This window comes from Paenibacillus periandrae, assembly GCF_022458865.1.
In the GTDB taxonomy this organism is placed as follows: domain Bacteria; phylum Bacillota; class Bacilli; order Paenibacillales; family NBRC-103111; genus Paenibacillus_S; species Paenibacillus_S periandrae.
Genome location: NZ_JAJNMU010000044.1, coordinates 1 through 25,829 on the forward strand (window position 1 = coordinate 1; position 25,829 = coordinate 25,829).

At 38.8% G+C, this 25,829-nt stretch carries 20 protein-coding genes and 1 pseudogene; 4 read left to right on the plus strand and 17 right to left on the minus strand.

Translation table 11 applies throughout. The features are described 5' to 3' along the window. The 7 genes and pseudogenes from LRL21_RS42010 to LRL21_RS42040 form a co-directional block, all read right to left on the minus strand. A pseudogene (locus LRL21_RS42010) lies at positions 1–934 on the minus strand (hypothetical protein); the annotation flags it as partial. A 233-nt stretch (positions 935–1,167) separates the two neighbouring features. Further along, positions 1,168–1,734 carry a sugar transferase gene (locus tag LRL21_RS42015; RefSeq protein ID WP_240421718.1) on the minus strand — a complete coding sequence of 189 codons (567 nt, stop codon included), beginning with the start codon at positions 1,732–1,734 and terminating at the stop codon, positions 1,168–1,170. A gap of 4 nt (positions 1,735–1,738) precedes the next feature. After that, positions 1,739–2,686, minus strand: a complete 948-nt coding sequence (locus LRL21_RS42020; RefSeq protein WP_240421719.1) for an NAD-dependent epimerase/dehydratase family protein — start codon at positions 2,684–2,686, stop codon at positions 1,739–1,741. Between the two features lie 11 nt (positions 2,687–2,697). Beyond that, positions 2,698–3,825, minus strand: coding sequence for a non-hydrolyzing UDP-N-acetylglucosamine 2-epimerase (wecB, locus tag LRL21_RS42025; protein ID WP_240421720.1), 1,128 nt, complete (start codon positions 3,823–3,825; stop codon positions 2,698–2,700). After that, positions 3,776–4,711: a dTDP-4-dehydrorhamnose reductase family protein gene (locus LRL21_RS42030; RefSeq protein WP_240421721.1), complete on the minus strand. Its 936-nt coding sequence runs from the start codon at positions 4,709–4,711 to the stop codon at positions 3,776–3,778. Before LRL21_RS42030 ends, wecB begins: the two co-directional genes overlap by 50 nt. A 19-nt stretch (positions 4,712–4,730) precedes the next feature. After that, positions 4,731–5,954, minus strand: coding sequence for a glycosyltransferase family 4 protein (locus tag LRL21_RS42035; RefSeq protein ID WP_240421722.1), 1,224 nt, complete (start codon positions 5,952–5,954; stop codon positions 4,731–4,733). A 14-nt stretch (positions 5,955–5,968) separates the two neighbouring features. After that, positions 5,969–7,903 (minus strand): polysaccharide biosynthesis protein, encoded by a 1,935-nt coding sequence (locus LRL21_RS42040; protein WP_338044765.1) that lies wholly within the window; start codon positions 7,901–7,903, stop codon positions 5,969–5,971. Positions 7,904–8,145: 242 nt separating this feature from the next. Here LRL21_RS42040 and LRL21_RS42045 point away from each other — a divergent pair, with 242 nt between their 5' ends. Further along, complete coding sequence (locus LRL21_RS42045; protein ID WP_240421723.1) at positions 8,146–10,575, plus strand: O-antigen ligase family protein; 2,430 nt, start codon at positions 8,146–8,148, stop codon at positions 10,573–10,575. A 119-nt stretch (positions 10,576–10,694) separates the two neighbouring features. Here the strand turns inward: LRL21_RS42045 and LRL21_RS42050 are convergent, their stop codons facing one another. Further along, positions 10,695–12,200 (minus strand): lipopolysaccharide biosynthesis protein, encoded by a 1,506-nt coding sequence (locus LRL21_RS42050; protein WP_275901164.1) that lies wholly within the window; start codon positions 12,198–12,200, stop codon positions 10,695–10,697. A gap of 111 nt (positions 12,201–12,311) precedes the next feature. Between LRL21_RS42050 and LRL21_RS42055 the strand changes: the two genes are divergently transcribed. Genes LRL21_RS42055 through LRL21_RS42065 form a run of 3 tightly spaced genes read left to right on the plus strand, consistent with a single transcriptional unit; the run spans position 12,312 to position 15,406 of the window. Beyond that, a complete protein-coding gene (locus tag LRL21_RS42055) occupies positions 12,312–13,106 on the plus strand; it encodes a Wzz/FepE/Etk N-terminal domain-containing protein (RefSeq protein ID WP_240421724.1) in 795 nt (264 codons plus the stop codon). Positions 13,107–13,116: 10 nt separating this feature from the next. Beyond that, positions 13,117–14,070 (plus strand): glycosyltransferase family 2 protein, encoded by a 954-nt coding sequence (locus LRL21_RS42060; protein ID WP_240421725.1) that lies wholly within the window; start codon positions 13,117–13,119, stop codon positions 14,068–14,070. Positions 14,071–14,083: 13 nt separating this feature from the next. Beyond that, positions 14,084–15,406: an O-antigen polymerase gene (locus tag LRL21_RS42065; protein ID WP_240421726.1), complete on the plus strand. Its 1,323-nt coding sequence runs from the start codon at positions 14,084–14,086 to the stop codon at positions 15,404–15,406. 18 nt (positions 15,407–15,424) lie between these two features. Here the strand turns inward: LRL21_RS42065 and LRL21_RS42070 are convergent, their stop codons facing one another. From LRL21_RS42070 to hprK, 9 genes are all read right to left on the minus strand, one after another. Then, positions 15,425–16,360, minus strand: coding sequence for a glycosyltransferase (locus LRL21_RS42070; RefSeq protein ID WP_240421727.1), 936 nt, complete (start codon positions 16,358–16,360; stop codon positions 15,425–15,427). Then, entirely contained in the window at positions 16,357–17,841 is a 1,485-nt protein-coding gene (locus LRL21_RS42075; RefSeq protein ID WP_240421728.1) for a hypothetical protein, read from the minus strand. Before LRL21_RS42075 ends, LRL21_RS42070 begins: the two co-directional genes overlap by 4 nt. Before the next feature lie 121 nt (positions 17,842–17,962). Then, the gene (locus LRL21_RS42080; RefSeq protein WP_240421729.1) at positions 17,963–18,913 is read right to left on the minus strand and encodes an NAD-dependent epimerase/dehydratase family protein; all 951 of its coding nucleotides are present in this window, start codon (positions 18,911–18,913) and stop codon (positions 17,963–17,965) included. A 43-nt stretch (positions 18,914–18,956) separates the two neighbouring features. Beyond that, positions 18,957–20,108, minus strand: a complete 1,152-nt coding sequence (locus LRL21_RS42085; protein ID WP_240421730.1) for a glycosyltransferase family 4 protein — start codon at positions 20,106–20,108, stop codon at positions 18,957–18,959. A 339-nt stretch (positions 20,109–20,447) separates the two neighbouring features. Beyond that, positions 20,448–21,398 (minus strand): hypothetical protein, encoded by a 951-nt coding sequence (locus tag LRL21_RS42090; protein ID WP_240421731.1) that lies wholly within the window; start codon positions 21,396–21,398, stop codon positions 20,448–20,450. Positions 21,399–21,410: 12 nt separating this feature from the next. Beyond that, positions 21,411–22,871 carry an MBOAT family O-acyltransferase gene (locus LRL21_RS42095; protein ID WP_240421732.1) on the minus strand — a complete coding sequence of 487 codons (1,461 nt, stop codon included), beginning with the start codon at positions 22,869–22,871 and terminating at the stop codon, positions 21,411–21,413. 716 nt (positions 22,872–23,587) lie between these two features. Further along, on the minus strand, positions 23,588–23,854 hold the full coding sequence (locus LRL21_RS42100; RefSeq protein ID WP_420832564.1) for a hypothetical protein: 267 nt from the start codon (positions 23,852–23,854) through the stop codon (positions 23,588–23,590). A gap of 59 nt (positions 23,855–23,913) precedes the next feature. Further along, positions 23,914–24,795, minus strand: a complete 882-nt coding sequence (locus LRL21_RS42105) for a methyl-accepting chemotaxis protein (protein ID WP_240421733.1) — start codon at positions 24,793–24,795, stop codon at positions 23,914–23,916. A 115-nt stretch (positions 24,796–24,910) separates the two neighbouring features. Beyond that, positions 24,911–25,825 (minus strand): HPr(Ser) kinase/phosphatase, encoded by a 915-nt coding sequence (gene hprK / locus LRL21_RS42110; protein ID WP_240421734.1) that lies wholly within the window; start codon positions 25,823–25,825, stop codon positions 24,911–24,913. Between the last annotated feature and the right edge of the window lie 4 nt (positions 25,826–25,829).

The window sequence follows — 25,829 nt, forward strand, 5'->3', positions numbered from 1 at the left end:
CACGCACATAGTATGTCGTACCAGGCGTCAATCCCGTCAAGGTCTTACTCATCGCTCCCGTGCTACTCGTTCCATCGGTTGCTTTTGAGTTGGACGTTGTCGGATTCGGGGTTGTTGCATACACAAAGCCACGCTCCGTTAACGATGCTCCGCCGTCCGAGCTTACATTGCCCGTTAAATCAACGGTCGTTGTTGTGATGTTCGTGTACGTCAGCGTCGTTACCGTTGGTGCTACCGGTAAGTTCTGCGTCCTAAACTGAACTTCCACTCCATAGCCCGTTGCTGTTGTGTTGTTGGTCGCATATGCACGCACATAATATGTCGTACCAGGCGTCAATCCCGTTAAGGTCTTACTCATCGCTCCCGTACTCGTTCCATCGGTTGCTTTCGTGTTCGACGTTGTCGGATTCGGGGTTGTTGCATACACAAAGCCACGCTCCGTTAACGGTGCTCCGCCGTCCGAGCTTACATTTCCTGTTAAATCAACGGTCGTTGTCGTGATGTTCGTGTACGTCAGCGTCGTTACCGTTGGTGCTGCCACAGGAACTGTAAATGAAGTTACCCCACCATAAGCGATTCCATTCAAATTTTTAGCATAGGCCTTTGCATAATAAGTATAACCAGGAAGTAAGTTAATAAGGCTGCCGTAAAAAGGTCCTGTTCCGTACATAGCATCTACAACATTCATTTCATTGGCGTTTGCATTAGGAGCAACTGAATAATAAATCCCTCGCTCCGTAACAGGACTGCCTCCATCCCCGTATACCTCTCCCTCTACCCCAAATACTCCGTTTCCGTAGTTTTGGTAGGTCACCGTTGTTACCGATGGGGCAGAATTTGGAAGGGCAAAAACAACAGCTTGGGGAATCACAACCTGAAGCATCAGCATCATAGCCATGATACCACTGTGAAGCCATAACAACTTCCTTCTCATTCTGAACTCTCCTCTCTCTCTCCTCTCGATAGATGATGACTACATGACTTCATGAGAGCTCATTCTTAGCCATCTGCTCGTCTTGCTCCAAAGTGGAAATTTGGCATAGTTCGACAAGCGAGAATATGATTAACTCTCTTCTTTACTATAACAAAAGTGCCTGATACTCAACAATACGCTTTTTCTTGAATATTCCTTTATTTTTCTTATCGATTTACATATATTTTCATATATTAGGAATTATTTCTGACATTTTCGCTCCTCACTACTTGTATGATGGTATTGCACAGAATCTGTATGTCAAGAATCAAAGTCATATGATCGAGATAAAATTTGTCAAACTCCAACTTTTGCTCATCTGTAATAAAATCCCTACCCATAATTTGCGCGTACCCTGTTAATCCAGGCTTAATTTGAGTAATACCCAGCCTGATTCTTTCCTGATTTAATTTATACTGATTATAAAGAGACGGCCTTGGACCAATAAACGACATATCTCCCAGTAAAATATTCCATACCTGAGGCAGCTCATCCAAGCTAGTCTGCCGTAAAAGCCTTCCAATTCTTGTTGTATATATGCTCGGGTCGGAAAGCAGGTCGGTTGCAATATCAGGCGTACCCGACTTCATACTACGAAATTTGAAAATGGAAAATAGCTTTCCATCTTGACCCAGTCTTGTTTGAACAAAAAAAGCCGGTCCCTTTGAATCGACTTTGATCATCATTGCAATAACAAGAAACAACGGAAAGAAGGCAACAAGTAGAATAACAGAAAAAACAATATCCAGTATCCTTTTCATATATTTATACATGTTTTCCTTTATTCCCTTCAGTACCTAAATACCATTGAACCGTACTCATAATACCCTCCTGAAAAGTAAAAGGCGGTGTCCATACCAACTCATTCCTAATAGTGCTTGTATCGACTGTTAATGAGCCTACCAATCGTTCAATCGCTGAAGAACGTCCTGTGCATGTTCCCAGCCATCTCAATGTCCATTGTGGCAAATAAAACATTCTCGCCTTCACGCCAGCAGCCCAAGCCACAGTTTGTATCAGTTCCGTTGTTGATACATCATGACAATCGGAAACAGCAAAAATGCGTCCAACTGCCTGATTGGCACTTAGACTACAAAGAATAGCATCCGCGAAATTATTTACATACAGAAAGCTGCGGCGATTTTGCAATTTGGCAAATGGAAGTGGAATCGGAGCCTGTACCATTTTTAACAAGCTTAAAAAATTAGCCTTCACTTCAGGTCCATATACAAGACAAGGACGGAAGATCACAGTCTCCAAGCCGCTTGCTTCGGAAATTTTGTGCAGTTCTGCTTCCGCTTCACGTTTACTCAAACCATAAGGATCCTCTGCCAAAGCTTTGGCATCCTCAGAGGCTTTAATTGAACTGACAAATATAAATCTGCGTACAGATGCCTTCACAGCAGCTTTAGCTAACAATTTAGTGCCCTGCGTGTTAACCTTTCGGTATTCTGCTAAAGGATCTGCTATACGATCATTCATTTGATGTACGCGTGCAGCCAAATGAATAACCGCATCCATTCCCTGCAAAGCGGCTTCAATCCCTCGTTGATCATCAACATCGCTGTATACATGCCAATGTATTCCGTTTGCGGTACTGAACGTTTGCTTGCTTCTGCTTAAACCGTGAACCTCGTAACCTGCATCAACCAGCACCCGACATACAGCTTGTCCAATAAAGCCAGTTGCTCCGGTAACCAAAACCTTATTCATAAATACCATCCTTACTTGAACCAAACTGTGCGATTAATGTAATCCGTATAACTTAATATAATGTTTAAAACTTTACGTGATACCAGATCGACATCATAATCTGCCACCGTTCTGATTAAAGCAGTCTGAGCTGTGAACTGTCCCATCGCCGCCTCCATGGAGTCCAGAATTCGCTCTTTTGTTAAACCTGCCATAATTAACGTACCTTCATCCATACCTTCCGGACGTTCATGAGCTTGCCTGATCGTAATGGCAGGAAACTTTAAAATTGACGCCTCCTCAGTAATCGTGCCGCTGTCGGAAATGACACAGCTCGCATGCATTTGCAAATAAATATAATCAAAAAATCCAAGCGGCTTCAAAAAACGGATTCGCTGATCAAACAGACTCATATCCAATTGTTCCAGCCTTTTTCGGGTTCTGGGATGCGTTGATACAATAAGCTCTTTATCATATCGTTGTGCAATAGTTTGAAGTGATTCAAGTAAATCATGAAAATTGGTTTCTGAGTCCACATTCTCCTCCCGATGTATACTGACGACGAAATATTGATCGTTGACAAGCTTCAACTTTTCAAGTACATTCGACTTCATAATGTTGGGGTGATAATAGTTTAGCACTTCCTTCATACTTGAACCCACTTTAAATATCGTTTCTGCCTTCAAACCTTCAGCAATTAAATACCTTCTGGCATGCTCCGTTAAAGTCATATTGATATCGCTTAAATGGTCAACGATCTTCCGATTCAGCTCTTCCGGAACACGCTGGTCAAAACAGCGGTTACCAGCTTCCATATGAAAAACAGGGATTTTCCGCCTCTTAGCGGCTATCACCGATAAACAGCTGTTGGTATCTCCATACAATAAAATAGCATCCGGGCGTTCAAGCTCCATTACCTCATCGGATTTGGCAATTACATTACCTATCGTTTCAGCTGTATTTTTTCCTACCGCATTCAGAAAATGATCCGGTTTTTTAATACCAAGCTCATTAAAAAAAATTTCATTAAGCTCATAGTCATAATTTTGTCCGGAGTGTACCAGTATATGATTCGTAAACCTATTTAAATGATCCATTACTCTCGATAGCTTAATAATTTCGGGTCTTGTACCGACGATGGTCATAACCTTCATAGCCATATTCGTTCTCCTTCAAGGTGTTTTCATAGTCCTTATGCATATTCTTAATTAATTCCGGCCAGGAAGGAGCTTTATAACCGGTAGCCTGCTGAAAGCGGTCTGAATTTAATGACTTTTTATCTATGAAATCATTATAAGGCACTATCTCTACCCTATGATCATAAGACTCGGATACGTATTTGAGCAAATCGTATTTGGATATTTGCTCGGATGAAACATGATATAACCCGTACAATCCCTTTTGAGGTATTACAAATTCCTTGATGATACGGGAAAACTCTATAGTTGGAAAACCTGTATAAATGGCACCCGAATAACCTCGTACAGTTTGATCCTGTGCAAGAAACCAGTCAATCAGACTAAAATGGTTTTTGAGCTCATGGCCTATTACTGAAGTTCTCAGGGTTATTGTGTTAATATCATCAATCACTTCCCCCATCTGCTTCGTTTTACCATAAAGATCCGTCGCATTACTGGCATCCGACTCCAAATAATTTCCCTTTTGTCCATTAAAAACGCAATCCGTACTGATATGAATCAATCTCGCATGGGCCTGCTTGCAATAAGCCGCCAGCAAATGTGGAAACAAGGCATTGACTGTAATCGATTTAATAGCATCTTTTGCTTCCGGAAGCTGTTTGATAATCCCTATGCAATTTATGACGACATCAGGTTTAACGGTGTCAATGGCCTTATATACAGTTTCAATTCTATAGGCGTCTACGCCAGAAATCGTGTGCTGCAGTTGCTCGGTGGTGTACCATTGAGAAAGATTTTCATTAGACCTGACAGTTGCAAAAGTAATCCATTGATTTTCTCTTATGAAATCCTGAAAAAGCTTATGACCAAGCATTCCTGTACCGCCCAAAATTAATATTCTTGTCATAGGATCACCACTTATCGTTTTATGAGGTATGCGTAAATTGTTCCATCCAGGCTTCCAACCTGTTGACCAACATTGGCCGATCAAAATTTTGATCGTAGTAATGCTTTCCTTTCCTACCCAGCTCCTCCCTAGCTTCTGCGTTCATCTCATAAAGTTGGAGCACCGCTGTAGCTAACGCTTGGGCATCTTCAGAAGGACAGCTGACTCCAGCGCCCGCTTCTTCAAGTATTCGATTTCCTTCACCATCCAGGGCGGAAATAATGGGTCGTCCGCATGCCAGATAAGACTGTAATTTGCTTGGAATAGTAAGTGCAAATATTGAACTTTTTTTCAATGTAACCAGTAAGGCATCGGCATGCGCAAAATAATGCGGCATGGTTTCAGCCGGGTGCTTACCCAATACATACATAGTTTGCTCAAGCCCCTGCTCAACGATCTGCTTTTCAAGCCAGGACTTCATTCTGCCATCACCTATCATTATCCAATTAATATCGGAATGAACCTTCAGCGAGTGGGCCGCATCAATAATGGTCGGGAGGTCTTGGGCTGCACCCAGATTTCCTGCAAAAACGATATTAAAACCCTCAGGTAAGGCTCGAGGTAATTCAGCTTCTGAAGTAGAAAGCGGCATGTAATAGGACTCAGCCCAATTGGGAAAATATTCGATTTTTTCGCGTGGAACATTCAGTTTTTCGATAGACGATCTAAATTTGCTCGATTGTATCAAAATGAGATCACATTGCTTATAAATATACTTCACTACATGACCTACCACTGACAACAAGCGGGGCGAATTTAACGCTCCCGTAGCCGACAAGCTCTCCGGCCATAGGTCTTGTACCCAGAAAAACAAAGGTTTTTTAATAAGCTTTTTCATGACTATTGCAGGAAGCCCGACTGTAATCGGCGAAGGTTCATAAACAAAAACCATATCGTACTTCCCTCTGCACAGAAAAGGCGCAAACAAACTTGCCAGTAAAGCGAAAGAAATAAAGTTAGCAAATAAATAGATGCTAGTTCCCTTACCCCTCGGAATTATTGGAACCCTAAACACATCACATTCGTAGTACTTGTCATGACTTTTACCCCAAAAGCTATAGCCAGCTTCAAATTTACCAGATGGATAATTGGGTTTACCGGTAAGAATAGTTACCTTATGTCCCTTATCCAGCAGACCGATCACCAAATCATTAATTTTAAAATTTTCCGGCCAAAAATATTGTGTAACTACTAGTATATGCAACTCGGCACACCTTTCTATGTTTTCGCTTTGAAACCAGGTGACTGCTCAAGATATACCAGGTTTTTGTGAAACTTATTGTTCACCTTCTGTGGATGAGTGCCTGTATTCATTTGGTAGGAAGGAACCAATCGGCACAACAACATTCTCAACTCTTTGGAACTTAAGGAAATATCATTGTGAAGAACCGCCTGCTCCAATTCGGATAACTGCTCGTCCAATTTCTCTAATGAGTTGATAGCAGGCCTACCAATATAAATCCGGTTATGCTTGGTAGCAGAAGTTATTTCCTCCGTACTCAACAATTCTTCAAAAAGCTTCTCTCCAGGTCTTATACCTGTAAACTGAATAGCAATATCCTTGTCGATTTCTAGACCGGATAATGCAATCAAATCTCTGGCAAGGTCTACAATTTTAACTGGTTTACCCATATCCAGTATAAATATTTCTCCACCATTTGCAAAAGCCCCTGCTTGTATAACCAATTGAACAGCCTCTGGAATTGTCATAAAAAACCGAACCATTTCGGGATGAGTAACGGTTACCGGTCCCCCGGCTTCAATCTGTTTTTTAAACAAGGGAATGACACTTCCCCTGCTGCCCAAAACATTGCCAAAACGAACAGCAACAAACTTGGTCTTGCTTCTACCATTCATGTTTTGTACAATCATTTCGGCTAATCTTTTTGTTGCTCCCATCACATTTGTCGGATTCACGGCCTTGTCTGTCGATACAAGCACAAAACGAGAAACTTCATAAATATGACAGCAATGGACCAGATTACGTGTGCCAAATACGTTGTTTTTAATGGCTTCTACTGGATTTTTCTCCATTAAAGGCACATGTTTATGGGCCGCAGCATGAAAGACGACATCCGGCCTAAACATTTTCAACACTGCATCCACTCTTTTACGATCCTGCAAGTCCGCAATTATCGGTTCGATTTGAATATGGGGAAAACTTTTTTTTAATTCCAGCTCAATTTCATAAATACTGTTCTCACCGCGTCCCAGGAGTATTAATTTCTGAGGCGAAAATTTGCAGACCTGTCTGCAAAGCTCCGATCCAATGGATCCCCCGGCTCCCGTCACCATTACTGTTTTATTAGAAATATGTTCTTTAATTTCAGTAGAATCAAGGCGAATCGGCTCTCTACCAAGTAAATCCTCTACACTGACGTTTCTCAAGGCACCTATATTGACATGTCCCTGAATAAGGTCACTCATTGCAGGCATTATTTTTAATTGACAGGTAGTTTGTTTGCAAATTTCGATAATTCTAGTAAAGTTCTCTTTATTGGCTGAAGGAACAGCTATAATAATAATTGAAATGTCGAATTTGGAAACAATGTGGGGAATATCTCTCGTATGTCCTGCTATAGGTACACCGTAAATCTCCATATGATGCTTCCCTCTGTCATCGTCCACAAAAGCGATGGGAAAATATGCCGATTTATATTTGGTTTGTTTAAGCTGCTTCACAACAAGCATCCCGGCCTGACCGGCCCCAACAATCAAGGCTCTTTGATGATGAGGCTGCATCTTGATAAAAGAATTGTGAATGCCCACTACTAATATTCGCGAGCAGCAGAGACAAACCATAGAAATAATCAATGACATGACATGGATACTTCGTGGCACAGTGAATTCGGAGAATGAATAATTAAGCACAGAAATAACGACAAATGAAATTAGGTAACCGGAAAACACAAGCTTTACTAACGAGAAAACATCCTCGATGCTTGCATGCTGCCAAACCTTTTTATAAATATTTTTATTAAAAAATAGTGAAAACATGACTATGGCGTGTATAGCAGCTGCATAATTGATAAATTTGCTATATGGAGCCGGAATCGGATAATCAAATCTCAAAAAGTATGCAGCATACGTTGCCCCTAATATAATAACAGCATCCGATATCCGAATTAAAATTGCATAGTGAGATTTGTTCATAGCAGGCTCCTATTTGGTGTTGTAAAATATTGTCGAAGCTTGTCCTGACTACTTCTGATATCGATAACAATGATATCAAAATAGATTATCAAATACTAGATAGATAAACATCAAATTTTAAGTAACCATTTGAATAAGTGTCGAATCAAAACATCAAATAGCGAAAGGTGAGGAAAATAGTTGAATGCTCGACATTTTATGATAAAATCTTAAAGTATCTCAACGATAAGAGGAGAATTCTAATGAATAAATCTGGGCACAAAACTATAAAAAAATCAGACTCTGGCCTACAATATGATAATTCCGTATTTATCAATGGATTAATCGCGGCCTGCCTAACATTTTTTGTTGCTATTGCCCCTTTTAACAAAGGGTTATTTTACAGTACGAACTATACCTTCGAGAAACCCATCTTCGCCTGGATTTTGTTTTTGTCTATTGTCAGCATTCTTGGTACTTGCTTGCTGTATGTAAATAAATCTTCACTTACCCGTGCCTCAGTGATCGCATATACAGCCGCACTACTGCTTCCCTTAAGCATGATTCTGTCCTATAACGCTTCTGTATCCAAATATATGTCCCAGCAATATATCCTTATAGGCTGCATATTGGCATTCATGTTTGTAGTAACAAATGTTTTGACGAGACGCACCGGCTTCTCTTCATGGCTGCAGTGCAGTATAGTGATCGCGGGGTATGGGGTTGTTTTATTCGGTATTCTAAATATACTTGGTGTTGCTAGTTACCCCGACGCCATGACAGTAACGCCTACAGCATCAGGATTTGATTTCAGGCTATCTTCTGTATTTCAATATGCAAATGCTTACGCAGCCTATTTGATAGCTCTTTTTATCAGCACTGCTTATTTCATCATCCACACTTCCAAGAGATGGCTTTATGCCGCATACTCCCTTATGCTGGTTCCAATCATGCTTTCCCTGCTTCTAACCGGCTCCAGAAATGGGCTGCTTACTCTCGCGGTCATGATAGTAATCATGTTGTATTTTTTGAATATTTCCCAACAGATTACACTCATTCTGATGTCCGCAGCCTGCTTTTTGCTATGTCTTTTTATGCTTGACCCTATGGTGGCCATTGGTATTGAAATGCACAATTCCCCAAGCACAGCTCCAGCAACTAAAGGATCTTCAATTATTATTATTTCTAGTCTTGCATTCACTGGACTGTGGTTTTCATTAAACCTTAAGCTGCTGCCAGTTTTGCAAAAAAAGCTTCAGTACTTCGAGAAATTCCACTTTTCACGATACACGCTAGTGGTGACACCTATTATACTTTGCTTCTTAGGAATAGCTGTTTTTTTTGTTTTACAATTCTATTTTCCATACCTAATTCCTGAGCAGGTTCTCAATAGAATTACGAGTATAAGCAGTATCTCCGAGCGAATCATGTTTTACAAGGATAGCTTGAAAATATTTATGGATTATCCGCTAACAGGAACTGGCGGTGGTGGTTGGCAAATGCTGGCTACAACATACCAGGAATATCCCTATAAAAGTGCTCAGGTACATAGCTACTTTCTCCAATATCTGGTTGAGTACGGCTTCTTAGGCTTCGCAATTTTAATATTATTTATGGCTTTTATATTCTATTCTTATATATATAACCACCGTTTAGAAGCCAAGGAGAATAAAGCCCCTAAACACATGATCTTTTTCATTTTTGCTTCGGCTATTTTGATCCACAGTATATTCGATTTCAACATGAGCTTTGTTTATTTATCGATACTCGTATTTATTTGCCTGGGCGGCATGTTTACCTCGCCATTCCAGAAAGGATATTTTACTAATAATAATCTCAAAATCCCTATCATTTTGCTTACCTTTGCTCTTTCTATAGGTTCTATTGTGATCATTGTTCAATCTAGCCGTATCTTGGGCAGCAACGATGCTTTCCGAGCAACCCTACAAACAGCCGGCTCATCAAAAGATAATCAAAAAACAAAAGCCGGGATTGATTATGTCCTTTCTTATGGGACTAACAACCCTAATTACACTCTTTACAATATTGCTGTATTGATTCAATTGTTCTCTCAGACAAAAGACAAAAGTTACTATGACGAAGCGGTTCGGTCTCTTCAGACTGTTAGATTATCAGATCCTTATAATCGGGATGTCTGGGAACAAGAATTTAATTTAAAGATTAACAATAATGAATTGGAGAAAGCATTCGAAGTAACACAGCAGAGCCTGAATATTTTCCCTTGGGATATAAAACTGTATGAACGATTGATAAACATCTCTTACCAACTTGGGAATCTTGAAAGAGCTAAGGATGCGAACAGCAATCCGTCTGTATGGTGGGACAAGGCACTGCTGTATTTCAATATAGTTACTGAGAAAAACAATAAATTAAAGAGCTACACAGCAATTGAACAAATCAATAACTTTCCTTTCAGTCCTACAAATCTGATTAGTTTAAACATAGGAATCATTCATTTTTTACGCGGAAATTATACGGAGTCCGAAAAAGTGCTTTTCGACAAAATAAACTTTTATCCGAAAAGTGATATCGAAAAAGCTATTGACCGGTGGTACTTGGCGGCATTGCAAAAACAATACAAGGATAATATTTCTTTATATAATCAACTTTTGTTGAGTGATAATAAAGAAAAGGAACTGATTCAAGGCCTAGTAGACGGACCTAATAAATAAAAAAATATTACCTGTCAATACGCATTCAGAAATTATTGGATATCTAATTGAATGGGACATAACAAATTTATAAATCAGAAAGGATTCTTTCTGATTTATAAATTTGATACTCACTAAAATTATGATCGTTTCAAGACTTTTTTCAATTTATCCAACTTTAGCTCTCTAAACGCTATGAGGCCGAACAAATATAAAGGGATCATAATAGCAAAGCAAATACAAATAACAGGCAATATAGGCAAATAATCATGTAAAATTCCTTTGGTAAACCATCCTATACAAGCAATAATTATGGCCAAGCCAACAAGCTTGCACAACAAAACTTTCGAAACCTGCCAGAGCACGTAACGCTTGGAGTTAAAATAAATAAGTAACGTATACGTAGTAAAAGCAATTAAGGTTGAATAGGCTGCTCCCATATAACCAAAGTAAGGAATCAAAGCAAAGTTGAATACAACATTCACCAATGCGCTAATTCCTACGAAGATCAGCATGACTTTTGTCTTTTCCTTATATTCATAGCCTTTATGCCCAATAATCGATACATTCCAAATTATAAAACCAATAACCATCACAGGGATAATAGGTGATCCAGCTGCAAACTCCTTTCCCAACAACAGTGTGCATAATTCATGATGAAAAACAATCATGGCCGCTCCAAGTGGCATTGCTATATGAAAATATACTTTTGTAATGCTTTTGATCAAATGCTGCACTTCGATCGTACTTTCTGCTCTCATCACCATAGGATGCACAGCGGAAAATAAGGGGGCTACGGATATCCCGATGATAGAAGCCGCCAGACCGTAATTGGCTGCATAAATTCCAACTTCCGTACTGCCACGGAACCATTCCAGAAAATAACGGTCACATATATCAAGTACTGCCGTCCCCAAAAACCAGCCAATCATCGGCGTTCCAAAACGCCAAAATTTCTGAAGAAAATCAGCAAATTGACCGTCTTTCTTAAAAAGGTTTGAACATGAGTTAAATATTTGTGTCTTTACATACAAAGGAACTAGCAAAGCTACATTAGCAAGAATAGCCCCATAAATAATTCCGTTTATGTGATTTTCTATAAAATAAATCCATACTAATCCTATGCTAAATCTAAGCAACGCGTTCGCTACCTGAAACCATCGGTATGCTCTTACATTGGAATCCGATTGAAACAGCGAAACCCCCGTTGTATATAAAATTTGAGTCCATATCAAAACAACGACCAATATATATTCGCTTGACGTTAACAAGGAAAACCCGGTAACAATCCTGTGCATCGCTATCGACACAAGCACAAGGACAATCGAAATAAAGATCATCATTCTTATCAGATTTCTATCAAATTCATCCTGCCTGCCTTCCCTTGCATACTCCGGCCGATATCTCTGGAGGGATTGAATATTCCATTGAGCACAAATAATCGTCAAAAATGTAGTTGTGCTGATTAACAATGAATAGTGTCCGTAATCTGATGGCGCAAATATTCTTGTCAACAACATCAGCAATAAAAAGTTTAGAGTAGAAGGTACCAAAATAGCAGGTATGTATCCTAATGATTCTTTGTTAAGACGAAGCAAGGTGTGCTGAATAAAACTGCTCGAACTGACTGCCTTTTCACTGATCATAAAAAGTCCCCTTATAGTAACAATAATAAATTTCTAGCTAGTGTTTCCAACAATATTTTGCTATTATAATCTAGGCTGGGCTCACTAATCAATGATATTGGAGATTGCTAGATGAATGAGGATATAAATGTGCAAGAAATTTGGATGACTCTTTGGAAAGGGAAAATGATATGTATATTATGTGTAGCACTAAGCATCATTCTAACTGGACTGGCCAGTTGGTTCATGTTTAAACCGACTTTAATTACAAGTGTAACCATACATGTAAATAAATCTGTAACCAACGATTCGGCAGCTTTGGCCGGGCTAGTTGAACAGTTCAAAAGTGCTTTTTTTATTGAACGTGTTTTAAAAAAAATAAATAACCCGCAACTTACAATTAACAAGCTTCAAAACAATATTAATTTTGAAGTCTTATCAGAGCCTGACACTATTAAACTTATAGTAAGAGGAACTGATCCTCAGGAAATAGTTGATTACGCAAATACGGCTTCCATTGAAATGGCAACTATGATTGACATCTATACTAGACAGAACAGGATCATTTTTTTAAAAGAACGAATCTCGGAAATAGACAGAGTGCTTATATCCGGCCATGAAGATCAAACAAGGCGTGCCGTTGTTGAAGAAGAAAAAAAAGAAATTAATAATTCAATCACAGTATTAGATAAAGATATAGCTCTTCTAGAAGCGAATAGATTAAATAATCCCGTTGCTGATACATTCAAAATTTTTCCGAATTTTATCTACTATATATATATTTCGCCTGCCATTAAAGTATCCTCTTTAGGAGGACCTCAAATTGCAGTCAATATGCTGTTCATGTCTGTAATAACGGCAATAGCTTCCATGCTTGGTCTGCTGATCAGAAATTCCGGGAAACTAATTACTTTTAAACACACTTGAGGTGTACGCTATGCAAGTAAATAATAATATAGGTAGTGAACTTCCATTAGTTACTATTGTTACTCCTTCCTATAACCAAGCTGAATTTTTGGAGGCATGCATTTCCAGTGTCTTGATGCAGGACTATCCACGAATAGAATATATTGTATTAAACGATGGATCTACCGATCATACTGCAACTATACTAGAAAAATATCGGGAACGTATACGCTATGAGAATCAATCGAATATGGGCCAGGCCAGCACTTTAAATAAGGGATGGAGCCTGGCGAGTGGCTCAATACTAGGATATTTGAGTTCTGATGATATCCTTCATCCCTGGGCTGTTAGATTGGCTGTAAATGAGCTGTCAAATCATCCAGAGACAGTAATGGTTTATCCTAACTGTGATCTGATAGATCCCAATTCAAGAATTATTAAAAAGTCTGTTTCAAAACCAACCGACTATATCGCTTTAGTCAGGGATCAGGAATGTCATGTCGGTCCGGGTGCTTTTTTTAGAAAAGAGACATTTAATATTGTTGGGGGATGGAATTCAGATTTAAAGCTGGCCCCGGATAGAGAATTTTGGATGAGAATGGGCTTGCATGGAAAATTTAGAATGATACCAGAAGTATGCGCCCAATATCGGATGCATCCAAAATCCATATCTTATTATGCCACGGATCTTAAAGCTGCATCTGAGTATATTCAAGTGACTCAACAGTTTTTTAACAGGTCTGATATCCCCTCCGAACTCTTCAATCAAAAAGATATTGCCTTTAGCAAGGCGCATGTTGTAGCTGCCCGGATTCATCTTCGCGGAGGACGTATTTTGAACTGCCTTGAAGAGATTAAGTCTGCCTATCAGTGTGATCCTAAGCTAAATATCGCCGCTTTGATTATTATGCTAATCAGGACAAGTATAAGTCGATCCGTTTATCGGGTCATCTGGAACTTACGTCAAATATTTTCCAAAAAATAGGTGATTATAATCAATGGAACTATTGTTCATAGGTATTTGTTATAGCATAAGTATTCTGTTTTTAGTAACTCCTCTTATATTAATAATTAAAAATAATAATTTCCGTAAATATTTTGTTTATTTTATTTGCAACACTGGCTTTTTAACTTTAAATGTTGTGGGACTCGTTTCATTTAATATTCTTAAACGCCAGCCTTCAATAGAACTTTACTTATGTTACCTCTTAATTTCCTTTTCTTTTTTTATATTATATTATGTTCTCGAAGCTGTCAGAAATAAATACACCTATCCGGCAATCGCTCCTAAAATTGGCATTGGGGAATTCTCCATAGCAAAAACAATCATTATTGTATTGCTCGGTACCAGTATATTTTCTACCATTTTATGTTCTTACATCCTTTCGCCACCGTTGCTTTTCAGGTTTGACTTATATGGAAACTGGTCGTCTCTCGTATCAAAAAGAATTGACATTGTGCTAACATCTAAATTTCATTGGTTCGCTTTAGGAATATTCGAAATCCCTTTATTTTTGACTATATTCATAAGTATGATTACGATTTACCAGCAAAAGCAAAAAAGTATGGATTATAAGATATGGAGAAAATATGCTCTTTTTGTGATTTCAATTTCCACCATCCTATCCATTCAATACCTTAATAAACAATACATTATGTATTTAATGGCCGCTTTGCTCCTAACTTCTATCATTATGGCGAATACTATTTCATTGAAGAAACTATTATTATTTATGATTACAGCTTTTTTCGTACTCTATGCGCTTTATAGCGTGTATGTTGGAAGCATATCCATAATGTATATATCCGGAACCATTTTTCATCGCATTTTCGAGGTATATCCATGGGCATCTTCCATCGCTTTTGAGATATTTCCAAAAAATCATTTTTTTCTGTACGGAACTTCGTTCATTAACCTGTTTGGCTTATTTGATTACCAACAGGTCAGTGCGGCGAATATGATTTACCCTTACATATATGGAAATGTCGGCTTTGGTAGCGCTCCACTACCAGCTTTAATGGAGAATTATGTGAATTGGGGGTGGTTTGGAATTGTTGTAGGTATAGCGGTTATGTATTTTTTGATCGTTTTTACAACTCTGTTATCCTGGACCAAAAATCTGTTTCATTTCTCCATGTCTATCTATTTAACCATGAAATTGATTCTGCTATGGCAGGTTCCTTTCTGGTTTGGAACCATTGAGCCCACCCTGTTATTTTTGATTTTATGCCTATATTCGTTTTATTATATTTGTTCGTACATCGTTGCCAGCCGTTTGCCACAAAAAAGACATATTAACCTCCAAAGCCATAAAAAATAATGAACTGAATGTAATTGCTTATTTATGTTTGCTTTGCAAATTTCTTATTTTCCATACCAGCTTATACAGCGGCCTGCTAAAAACAGCATTAATTAATAAGCGTACAGTTTTAATGGAAAAAATATTTTTCGGGTATATCTGAAGTGACTTATACAACATAGAAACTCCTTTTTTCAACCTATTTGACCTTAAGTGCAAGCGTGAAGACAATATATAAGCATTTGAGAGTGCGTAATTGAAATCTCGCGAAATATAACCAGGTATTTTTTTTTCTGTTTTATAAAATTTGTTTACAATAGCCAGTGGCTCCTCTGCCCTGACTTGGTCTAATTTGGCAAAGGATTGAGAAAGTTCGTGAACTCTGTATAAAGCATCAACAAAAGGCAGTCGTTTGAATTCACCTAATAGACCCAATCTGAGCCAGAATTCCAGATCAGGCATTTGACGAAATTGTCCATCCCAGCCTCCGGTAATTTCGAAAGCAGAACGCCGAAAAAAAACACCAGGTCCTGGCTGACAAATAAGTTTAACAGCCATATCATGATAACTATAATCACGAGCTTTGACACTTCTGATCGTATTGGAATCAGCATCAATCAATTTGTAATCGCAATAGGTCATAATCACAGCGCTATCCTGATTTAAATATTGTACAGCGTGTTCAGCAGCTGATGGTAAGAGCACATCATCAGAACTCAAATAGGATAAGATGCCCCCCTTTGACATTTGCCAGCCTTTATTCAAAGAATTAGCCTGCCCCATATTGACATGGCTCTCCCATATCAGCCTTCCGTTATATTTGCTCAGAATCTCAACCGTGTTATCAGTTGATCCGTCATCAAGAACAATTAACTCTATCGGGCTGTATGTTTGCGCCAAAACGCTATCTATAGCCGCTACCAAGTAATCAGAGCAATTATAAGTAGGAATCACTATTGAAACAAGCGGATTCATAAGTTCTCCTGTCTACTGGCTGCCATATTCCGGTTTATGTTAAGTTTGTTCTGCAATATCCAAATTACTACAAGTGCAGCCCAAAGTTCAATAAAAAATGTTAATCCCAAATAAGGAAAATTCATTTGACACAACACATTTGCCATGGATAAGCCAATAAAAGAAATTAAAAATATATTCTTAAGGTAGTAAAAACAAAAGAGTTCCGTTACGAACATTAATACACAAACAAGCAGCATTCCACTAAACACATACCATATCGATCCAGAATAGTAAAGGATTGCCACAACACCTGGAATAGTCATAAACGTTGTTTTACTGGATTCTAAATATAAGGACTTGGAGAGTCTCTGATAAAGGGAGTTAACCCCTGTTCTCGGATCTTCCGTTAAAGCGTTCATTAAATAGGATACACCTAAACTCTCTCTACTAGAAGCAACGGCAAGAATTCCTTCCATGCCTATCCACCTATTAATAAACAGATTCTGAAGTTCATATTTTGCTGCTTCTTTGACACCAGAAGGCAGTTCCTTGAACGTTACCGCCTCAGGTACTACTGGTGTTGACACTGCTGTGCTTGCATCTGTCTGAGGTACTACTGGTGTTGGCACCGCTGTTTCTATTTTTGGATTACTGCTCATTGATAAATTATAGTATAAAGGAAGCCTCAATAGCGATACCGAAACCAAGCTTAAAGCAAATAAGCAACAAAAAATCACTCCCAATAAAGCCAGTTTTCTTATATTAAAATGAGCTTTGAACTCCTTTTCGGTAATAACAATAAAATAAGGAATGGTACGAAATAAATACATAGATCTGCTCAATGCAGTAATGGAAGAAATCACACCTTCTAAAAAAGCTGCTATCACTACGATCAGGAGACTTTTGTTTTTATTGTGATATTCCCAGAAAATCAAGCAAGACATCCATATTCCAAATCCCACATTAATAAACCACGCCGCTAGCAAATTAAACGGAAATAACAAAAAAACCTTTGTATTAATTCCTACCTGGTAATAGGCACCCCAAACATTTGCTAGATTTAAACCGACGATACAAAGCAATGTAATTGACCATATCATATTGCGATAACGGATATACCAGATAGGAAGCTTTAACAAACTTTGATTTGCGTTCAGAATATGAGGTTTATCCCTTTTATATAAGCGAACATATACAAGGTGCAGAGAGCGGAATACGATCAAACCCATGGCAGCCGCAGCAGATATGTAAAGACCTTTATCCCATTGCTGAGGTAAACCAGTAAATAGACCTACTGGCTCTATAAAGGACTGGCCAGAATAAGAATGGAACATAAATTTAACCCAAAATCCCAAAAAAAGAAATGAAGCAAAAAACGTATAGGAATAAATTCGTGGTCTGGGAAAAACAAGTAAAAACATTCCCAAGAAGCTTAAATCGAACAATAAGAAAGGAACTGCGGTTCCTGGATATTTATTTACCAAAGGAATTGTAATCAAGAACAAAAAAATAGGCATAACTACAAATAGCAGCTTCTTTACTGATGTGTCCACTTATCCGTATATCCCTTCGTACAATCATTTTCTTAAATATATCAAACGACTACAATCAAAGAAGGGTTTATTTATTTGTTATTAATCCCATATCAGCCATACCTTCTTGAGCAGTGTAAGGAAGTGCAGCAACCAAGCTTGCATTTTGAACACTCAAAGGGTACTGGACTTGAGTATTCAAGTTGCGTAGGCTTCTTACCTTGAATCTCTTCAACAAACCAATCTTCTGTACCAGATTTATTGCAATAATAAGAATCTTAACGATCAAAGTAGGAATGGGTATTAGATAACATTCCTTGTTTATCACTCCCTTCAACTGAGAACACCATTCACGAAGAGTCAATTGCTCATGATCGCGGGCCACAATGATGGAATTATTATAGCTATCCCATTCTAACGTTTTTCGAATAATAAAACTTACATTTTTGATATAAACCATATTCATAATTTTATTACCGCTATTCGGAAGCAGGTAATAGCCTCTACCCATTTTGTTGATCAAATCTGCAAAATAACGACTAGGTTCATTCTTTCCATAAACCATTGTTGGTCGTATGATGATAAAAGTAATTTGATGTTGCTTACAAAAGGCCGTAACGTATTCCTCCGCCTTGCGTTTGGACTGCTCATATATGTCACTGGGATCATTATTATAGACTACCACACTGCTGATCAAAACAAACTTGCTGACCTTTGCCTCAAGGGCTAGATGTAGAACCGCTATTGTTGCATCTATGTTGTTTCTCATAAACATAAAATCGGCATTACCCGTCTGGGCAATATGTGCCTGTCCAGCCGAATGGATACAAACATCAATCTGAAGCTCAGTAGGCAAGTCAGCACGAATATCATCCAAATTCAATTGGTTGAGATCACCTGTCACATAGTGAATATTAGTGTGTGGCTCCTTCTTCTTAAAGTTTCGGCCCAGCGCAATGAGGCCATAATCATTCTGCAGCTCTCTCAGAATGTCACTTCCAATAAATCCGCTCGCCCCTGTGACCAAAATTGTTTTCATTATTTCCTCCTTAATTCCGAACTTCATAGCCGAAAAAATCGGACTATTCGTCAAAAAGCGACCTGTGGGCTTTAATGACCTGTGAGTCCCTCATATAAGCAAGACTGTAAGCATACGCATTGACGGACATACGGCTGTATGCTTCTGCATCCATATCGACGAATTGTTGCACCGCTTGAGCAAACCCGTTTGGCTCCTCCAATGGCAGCACAACTCCAGCATTGGCATCGGCTACGTCATTCCATGGGGTACGATCAGATAATAAAACAGGACAAGCGGATTGTAATGCCTCAAAGATAGCATGACCGAATCCTTCACCCAATGTGGGAAGGTAAAACACGTCATTTTGTTCCATGCAGCTTTTTACTTCATCATGCCTAACGGCTCCTTTGTATTCAACTGTTATATTGGCTGGAAGCTTGTCTGCTATCGCTTGACAGCTCTCCCAATATAAAATGTCTTCAATCGGTCCGTAAATAGTAAACAAAACCTGACCCGTTACATGCTGCATAGATTTTAAAGCAAAATCAAGATTTTTCATTTTTGATACTCTTGATAGGAAAACGAGCCTGAGTAGTCCTTTTACCTTCGTACGACGTAAAGTTTGACTCTCATAGTTCGCTTTGGAAGGAAGGTCAGGGGCTACTATAACATGAGAAAGCTTACCAAATACTTGTTGAATTTCCTGTTTTTCAATCTCACTGGAAGCCTGCCAGGTCACATGCTTATAGAGGCCCAATGCCTTAGACAAACCTATGAAACAACGTTTTTTTAAAGTATTCAGCGACAATGCGCCAGCTGAAAATTCCCCTCTTGGTGCAACAATAACTTTTGTTCGAGAACGCAAAAAAAAATGATGATAAAAAATGGGGCGAATTGAGAATGCATAGCTGAAAAAGCTGTTCGCATATAAAATATCATACTCTTCTTGCTTTAAAAGCTTGAGCATTGTCCCACAATTACCTCGGGATATATAGATGACCTCCGAAATTCCGGTAATCCATTGATCTAAAAGAAGCGGATAGGGTGCTCTATCTCCCAAATCACGGTCTGAGGTTACAACCCTAAATCTATATTGATCACTTAGGTAATGAATTGAATTTTTAATAGTGGTAATAGGACCGCCAGCTTTGTAACCAGGCTCATAATACTGGAGCATTGTAAGAATCACCTTAGGTTTTTTTTTTGTATCCACGTCATACCCCTTTATCGTTATTTCCCCACTACCATAGAAAAGAGACCCAGCAAGGAGGCTCGGTCTTAATCGGTATTCATAGAGCAATTTGCAAACGTAGCCCTGCTCGGTATGAAGCCTTTTTTAACCCGCATCAGTTTGTCCATCTACTATAGGGCGCAGCATTTCCAAATATTTCATTTCAGTCAATACCGGCCAGCATCCAAGATGTCGGTATAATTATAAGCATTGAATTAGTCATTTTATTAAGTTATACACCTGTCAAGTGTCTTCCCCATTTTAAATATTATCATTGTTTGTGTCAATAATTCATCGAAGCAATCGAACATTAATCAATCTTTACTTATTCACAAAAACTTTTCTCAATTCTTTGATTATGTCGGCTGTTCTAAGGCTCACACCTTTTTCATTCATATGATAATCAGTATCGTAAAACAATTCCTTATTATATAATGAATCCTTTTGCTTCATGAGTACTTTGATATGATGCTCGGCAAAATATTGATCAAGAAACAGAAAATAATTTTGATAGTTTTGATTCAAATATTCTTCAAAAAAAATCATGTTCGGATATGTATAGTATAAAGCAATGCCGTTTGCCTCACACCATTTATTAAAATCATCCAGTTTTTTCAAACCGATGGTTTCCTTAAGTTGTGCTGGTATAGTTATTGGCTGTCTATGTTTGATCAGTGTTTCCTTATACTCGATATTATTGATTTGATCACCATGATCATTTAGATTCGAGCTTTTGTAACCAATTTCCGAAGACTTTTTCAATAATGAGGTGGCCGCATTGATTATCGATTCCATAGGATTGTTCTGGAATGTATAACGCCAACGATCAATTGGAATTATTCTTCCCACTTTTTCCGGTTCATACAGCCTGTAATAATCGAATGCAAGCTTTGTAGTATTACCAAAGAAGTCGTTCATGAGTAATTCGTGCTCCAGAGGCAGTATGATCGTATCCCCACTTTTTAAAAATCCCTTGGACTCTTCCAAAATAAAATCCAGACCTAAGCCCGCATGCATTGACATATTGTAGGCTGGTACTCCCAGTTGCTCTGTGATTTCTTTGGAGCGTATGCCAAATAAGGCGTTGCTACCCGAGTTAATTACAATTTTGTTATTCTTCTCAGCATTAACATAGCTATCCTTCTTGGATTTGACTTCCTTTACCCATAACAGATCTTCATTGAACCCGTAGTTAGTCATCAAATAAAAAAAAACCATTAATAAAAAAGATAGAGATAAATAGTATCGGACGAATATTTTATACTTCCTCATTAGGAAATCTCCCTAGAAATTGAAATAAATGAATTCGGAATTTGTTGGATTTACCAGTGTTACAGCTAATGCAAGAACTAAGATTAGAGCTATTTTCAAAGCTGTAAATACATTCGGTTTGAACGCATTTAGCATTTGAATCGAGTTTTTGAAGAAAAGCACGATTATCAAAAAAAGTAAAATCATACAAATTGCTTGCCTGACTCCCAAAATAGATGCAGAATTAACAAATTTTATTCCATAACTACTTAAGAAACTTATTTTCCCTTGTATAGGAGCGGGTACCCACACACCACTTAATCCGATCATTCCTTTTAAAACCTTAACCGCATCCGACCACTCTTTAGCTCTGAAAAATACCCAGCCTATATTGATAAAATTAATTGTGATTAACCAGGCTACTACTGCTGGAAGTTTAATTTTAAATGATCGCCAATACCGGTGGATAATCATGGCCAGACCATGAAGGAACCCCCAGGCAATAAATGTCCAGCCAGCTCCGTGCCACAAACCACTTATCAAAAAGATAAGTAGAATGTGAACATACGTTCTTACTACCCCTTTCCTATTGCCTCCAAGCGGAAGATAAATATACTTATGTAGAAAATTTCCAAGTGTTATATGCCAACTTCTCCAAAAGTCCTGTATACTAAGCGATTTATAGGGAGAATTGAAATTAACAGGTAGTTTAATATTAAATAAAAGCGCAATTCCGATAGCCATATCTGTGTAACCACTAAAATCAAAATATAATTGAAAAGTATATGAAAAGGATACAATCCACGCCTCAAAAAACGTTAACACGTTTGTTTTATCGAAACCATTGGTTGCCCAAAAAGCAAATTTGTCAGCAATCACTACTTTTTTGAATAACCCTATTGAAAATAAACCTATAGCGAGAGCAATATTTTTATAATTAACAAGCTTATTCCTCATATTCCCAAATTGGGGCATCATTTCGTTATGATGGACAATAGGACCAGCGATCAATTGAGGAAAAAAACTTACAAACAAAGCATAATTTAAAAAGCTGTGTTCTTTCACTTCATTTCTATAAGTATCAACCAGATAAGCTATTTGCTGAAAAGTATGAAAACTGATTGCAAGCGGTAATATCAGCTTCAATAAAGGTAGATTGGTCGAAAAAAAGTAATTCATATTACCAATAAAAAAATCTGTATATTTATAGTATCCAAGTAAAAGGACATTGAACAAGATTCCTGATGTCAGAACAAACTTTCGCTGAGATGAACCTTTGACCTTTCCAAGCAACTTTCCAAACATAAAATTAATGGTGAATGATGCAATAATCAGCGGAAGATAGATTATATTCCACCAGCCATAGAAAAATAAGGAGCTCATTATTAGCCATATTCTGGAAAAAACTATCAGTCTGTATTTATTTAATACAAAGTAAACTATAACTACCAAAGGCAAAAAACCAAAAATGAATTCAAAAGAATTGAATAGCACAATTTAACCACCTTAAACATGTTTATTGCTTTATTATCGATTTTTAGATATCCTAACTTAATTCGTTCAATAACTTTCTTTGCTAAGCTTTTCAGGCAAAATACGATCAATAATTGAGCACTTTGCATTAACGTAGCAAGGTTTTCCGTTAATGCAAAGTGCTCAATTATTGGAAAGCAGGGTGTTGGCGATGTAAATGTTATTCTTGCAATATAACTTACTATTTTTATGACACTCAGAATTGGACCTTCTCATCAATTGCCAAAAAAGCACAAAAAGTCACCAAGAAATCTTGGAATCTTCTATGGCTGCGGGTTTGCTATACGGTCCTGTCACTATAATTTTAGCTGAAGCTTTTATTACAAATTATGAGGCTGAACCTAAGATTTTGGCGGGTGGTATATTGTACATATTTGTTTAATATTATGTATTCATATTCATGAACGTCAAGGTTACTGGAACAGCAAGTGCTACAGTGGCAGTACGATCCACCACAGTAGCACTGCACCTATACATTCGAAATTCTAAAAATGCATTTTAATTCGATAGCTTCATATTTTCAGAGGAGACCCTCTCATCCTAGCAGAAAATCTGATCGAGCCAACTCTGGCAAGCTATGCATTTCCGACTCATTATCAAACTCGGAACTGAAGCTTAAGCAACATAGAGATCTTTTCGTATATGCCTGGTTATTGATTGGTACTATGGTCTTAAGTCTAAGCTTCTTTTTGCAGCTTGCTCTTCGCTGCTTCGATTAATTGGTCGTAAATATCATCATCTTCCAATAAATCTTCTACTGCTTCAATATCCTCCTCGCCACCAGGCTCGTTCAGGAAGTTCAAGCTATAGCTCCACTCTTTGCCTTTTTTACTAAAAAGCATGATTTCATAGGGCTGCTTGTGATTCTCGACTGCAAAAGCAACCTTGCCTACATGTCCATCTTCTTTGCTATAAACCATACTTGCTTCCAATATTTCAACCAAGAGTATCATCCTTCTTTGTTTGTGATTCATTTAATCGTAACACATTACTGTAGGAAGAGCTATGTTAGTGTACTTGCGATAGTGGAGAGCCGCGCGGCTAACCCGGCCATCGTATCGACAGAGGCAACCATTTGATTCGTAGCATCAGCTTGTTCATTGATTCGCTGCGCACTATTTTCGGAGGAGCTTGTGATTTTATCCATATTGAGGACGATCTGTTCCGTTAAATCGGCGATTTTCTCGGCATTTTCCTTGGACTGGGCAGACAGCTTGCGAATCTCCTCGGCAATCACGCCAAAGCCTCGACCATGCTCGCCGCTTCTAGCCGCTTCAATCGCTGCATTTAAACCGAGGATATGCGTCTGCGTTGCCACATTGCGTATGAACTCCAGCATGACCCCGATGTCTTTGGAAATAACCTGAACCTCTTTGATCTGTTGGGCGAGCTGTCTTTCGTTCGTATCAATCTCCCCGGCAGAAGCTGCGATGTGCATGATGCTGCCTGATAAGCCTTGTGCGTTCTCGTGCAGCAGCTTGGACACCTCTTGCAAATCGTTCCCGATCTGCTTAGCCAGCTCATTGTTCGTACTGCGAATCCGGCTGGATAAGCCCTTCATGACGCGCCAAGCCAGAACGATATCTTCCTTCATCAGCTTGCGGAACGAATCCTCACTAAGCATGACAAGCTCGCTTGCTTGATCCACGATCGCAGTACCACTGCGCGGCATTCCTTCCAGTAAAGACATTTCGCCAAAAAAGTCACCTTGTCGAAGCCTTGCTACCGGGATGCTGCTGCCATTTTGCTCAAGAAAAATGTTGACCGTTCCCTTAAGCACTACGTACATGTCCTCACCAGCATCACCGGAACGGAAAATAACCTCACCTGATTGCTTTGTAATAACCTGGCCCGCCTCTTTTAACAGCTGCTCATTCATTTCCATAGTTATCTACCTCTACCTCAATGGTTTGTCTTTGTACGTACCACTCCTTCTTACATATTCTATGAATATTCGACCAATTCCTTTATTGCTTTTTTGTAAATGTTTTGTTTATCTTCTAGCCCTGATCATGCTCCAAGCGTTTCATAAAATCCTCTACAGCACTATAGCCCTGCTGACGCAAATACCAGTTGTTCGCTGCAGCTTCAATGAGTCCGGCCACATCACGCCCCGGCTGCAGTTGGATTTCGATATGGGGAATGCGTACGTCCATATACTCGGTAAACTTCTGTTCAAGCTCCAGCTCATTATTAAGCCGATGATCCTCCCATTTGGTCAGCTCAATATCCAGTACGATCCGGGTTTCATCCTGAAAAGCTCTACGCCCGTACAGACGGGAAACATTCACAAGACCAACACTGCGCAGCGCCAGGAATTCCTTGGTTTTGCCATTATGCGTGCCTACGATCGTCTCAGAGCTGATCTTGCGCAATACGACGATATCATCTGCTACTAGCCGATGCCCGCGGTGGATTAGCGTATGGGCCGTCTCGCTTTTGCCGACTCCTGACTTGCCGCGAAGCAGGATGCCGATTCCGGACACATTGACGCAAACGCCATGAATCGCGATCTCGGAAGCCAACGCTTTAGCCAAATACGTATCCATCAGATCCACAAATTTATAGGTAGGCTCAGGGGTACGAAGTAACGGTATACCCTCTTCCTCGCAGTATTTCTTTAAATATTTCAACCCTTCCTGATTACGTGTGACTACGAAGCACGGCGGATGATATTTAACCACATTTCCAATCCTTAAGTTCCGCTCTTCTTCACTTAGCGTGTGCAAATAATTGATTTCTTTCCTACCTAACACCTGAACGTGTGCATGAGAGAAAAAGTCAAAATAGCCAACAAACTCGAGACCCGGTCGATGAGTCTTGGGCTTGGAAATCATACGCTGCAGCTGACCATGGCCGGCTAGTACTTCCATAGAAAAACGGTTTAACAAATCCTGTACAGTGACGGTTTTCATTGTA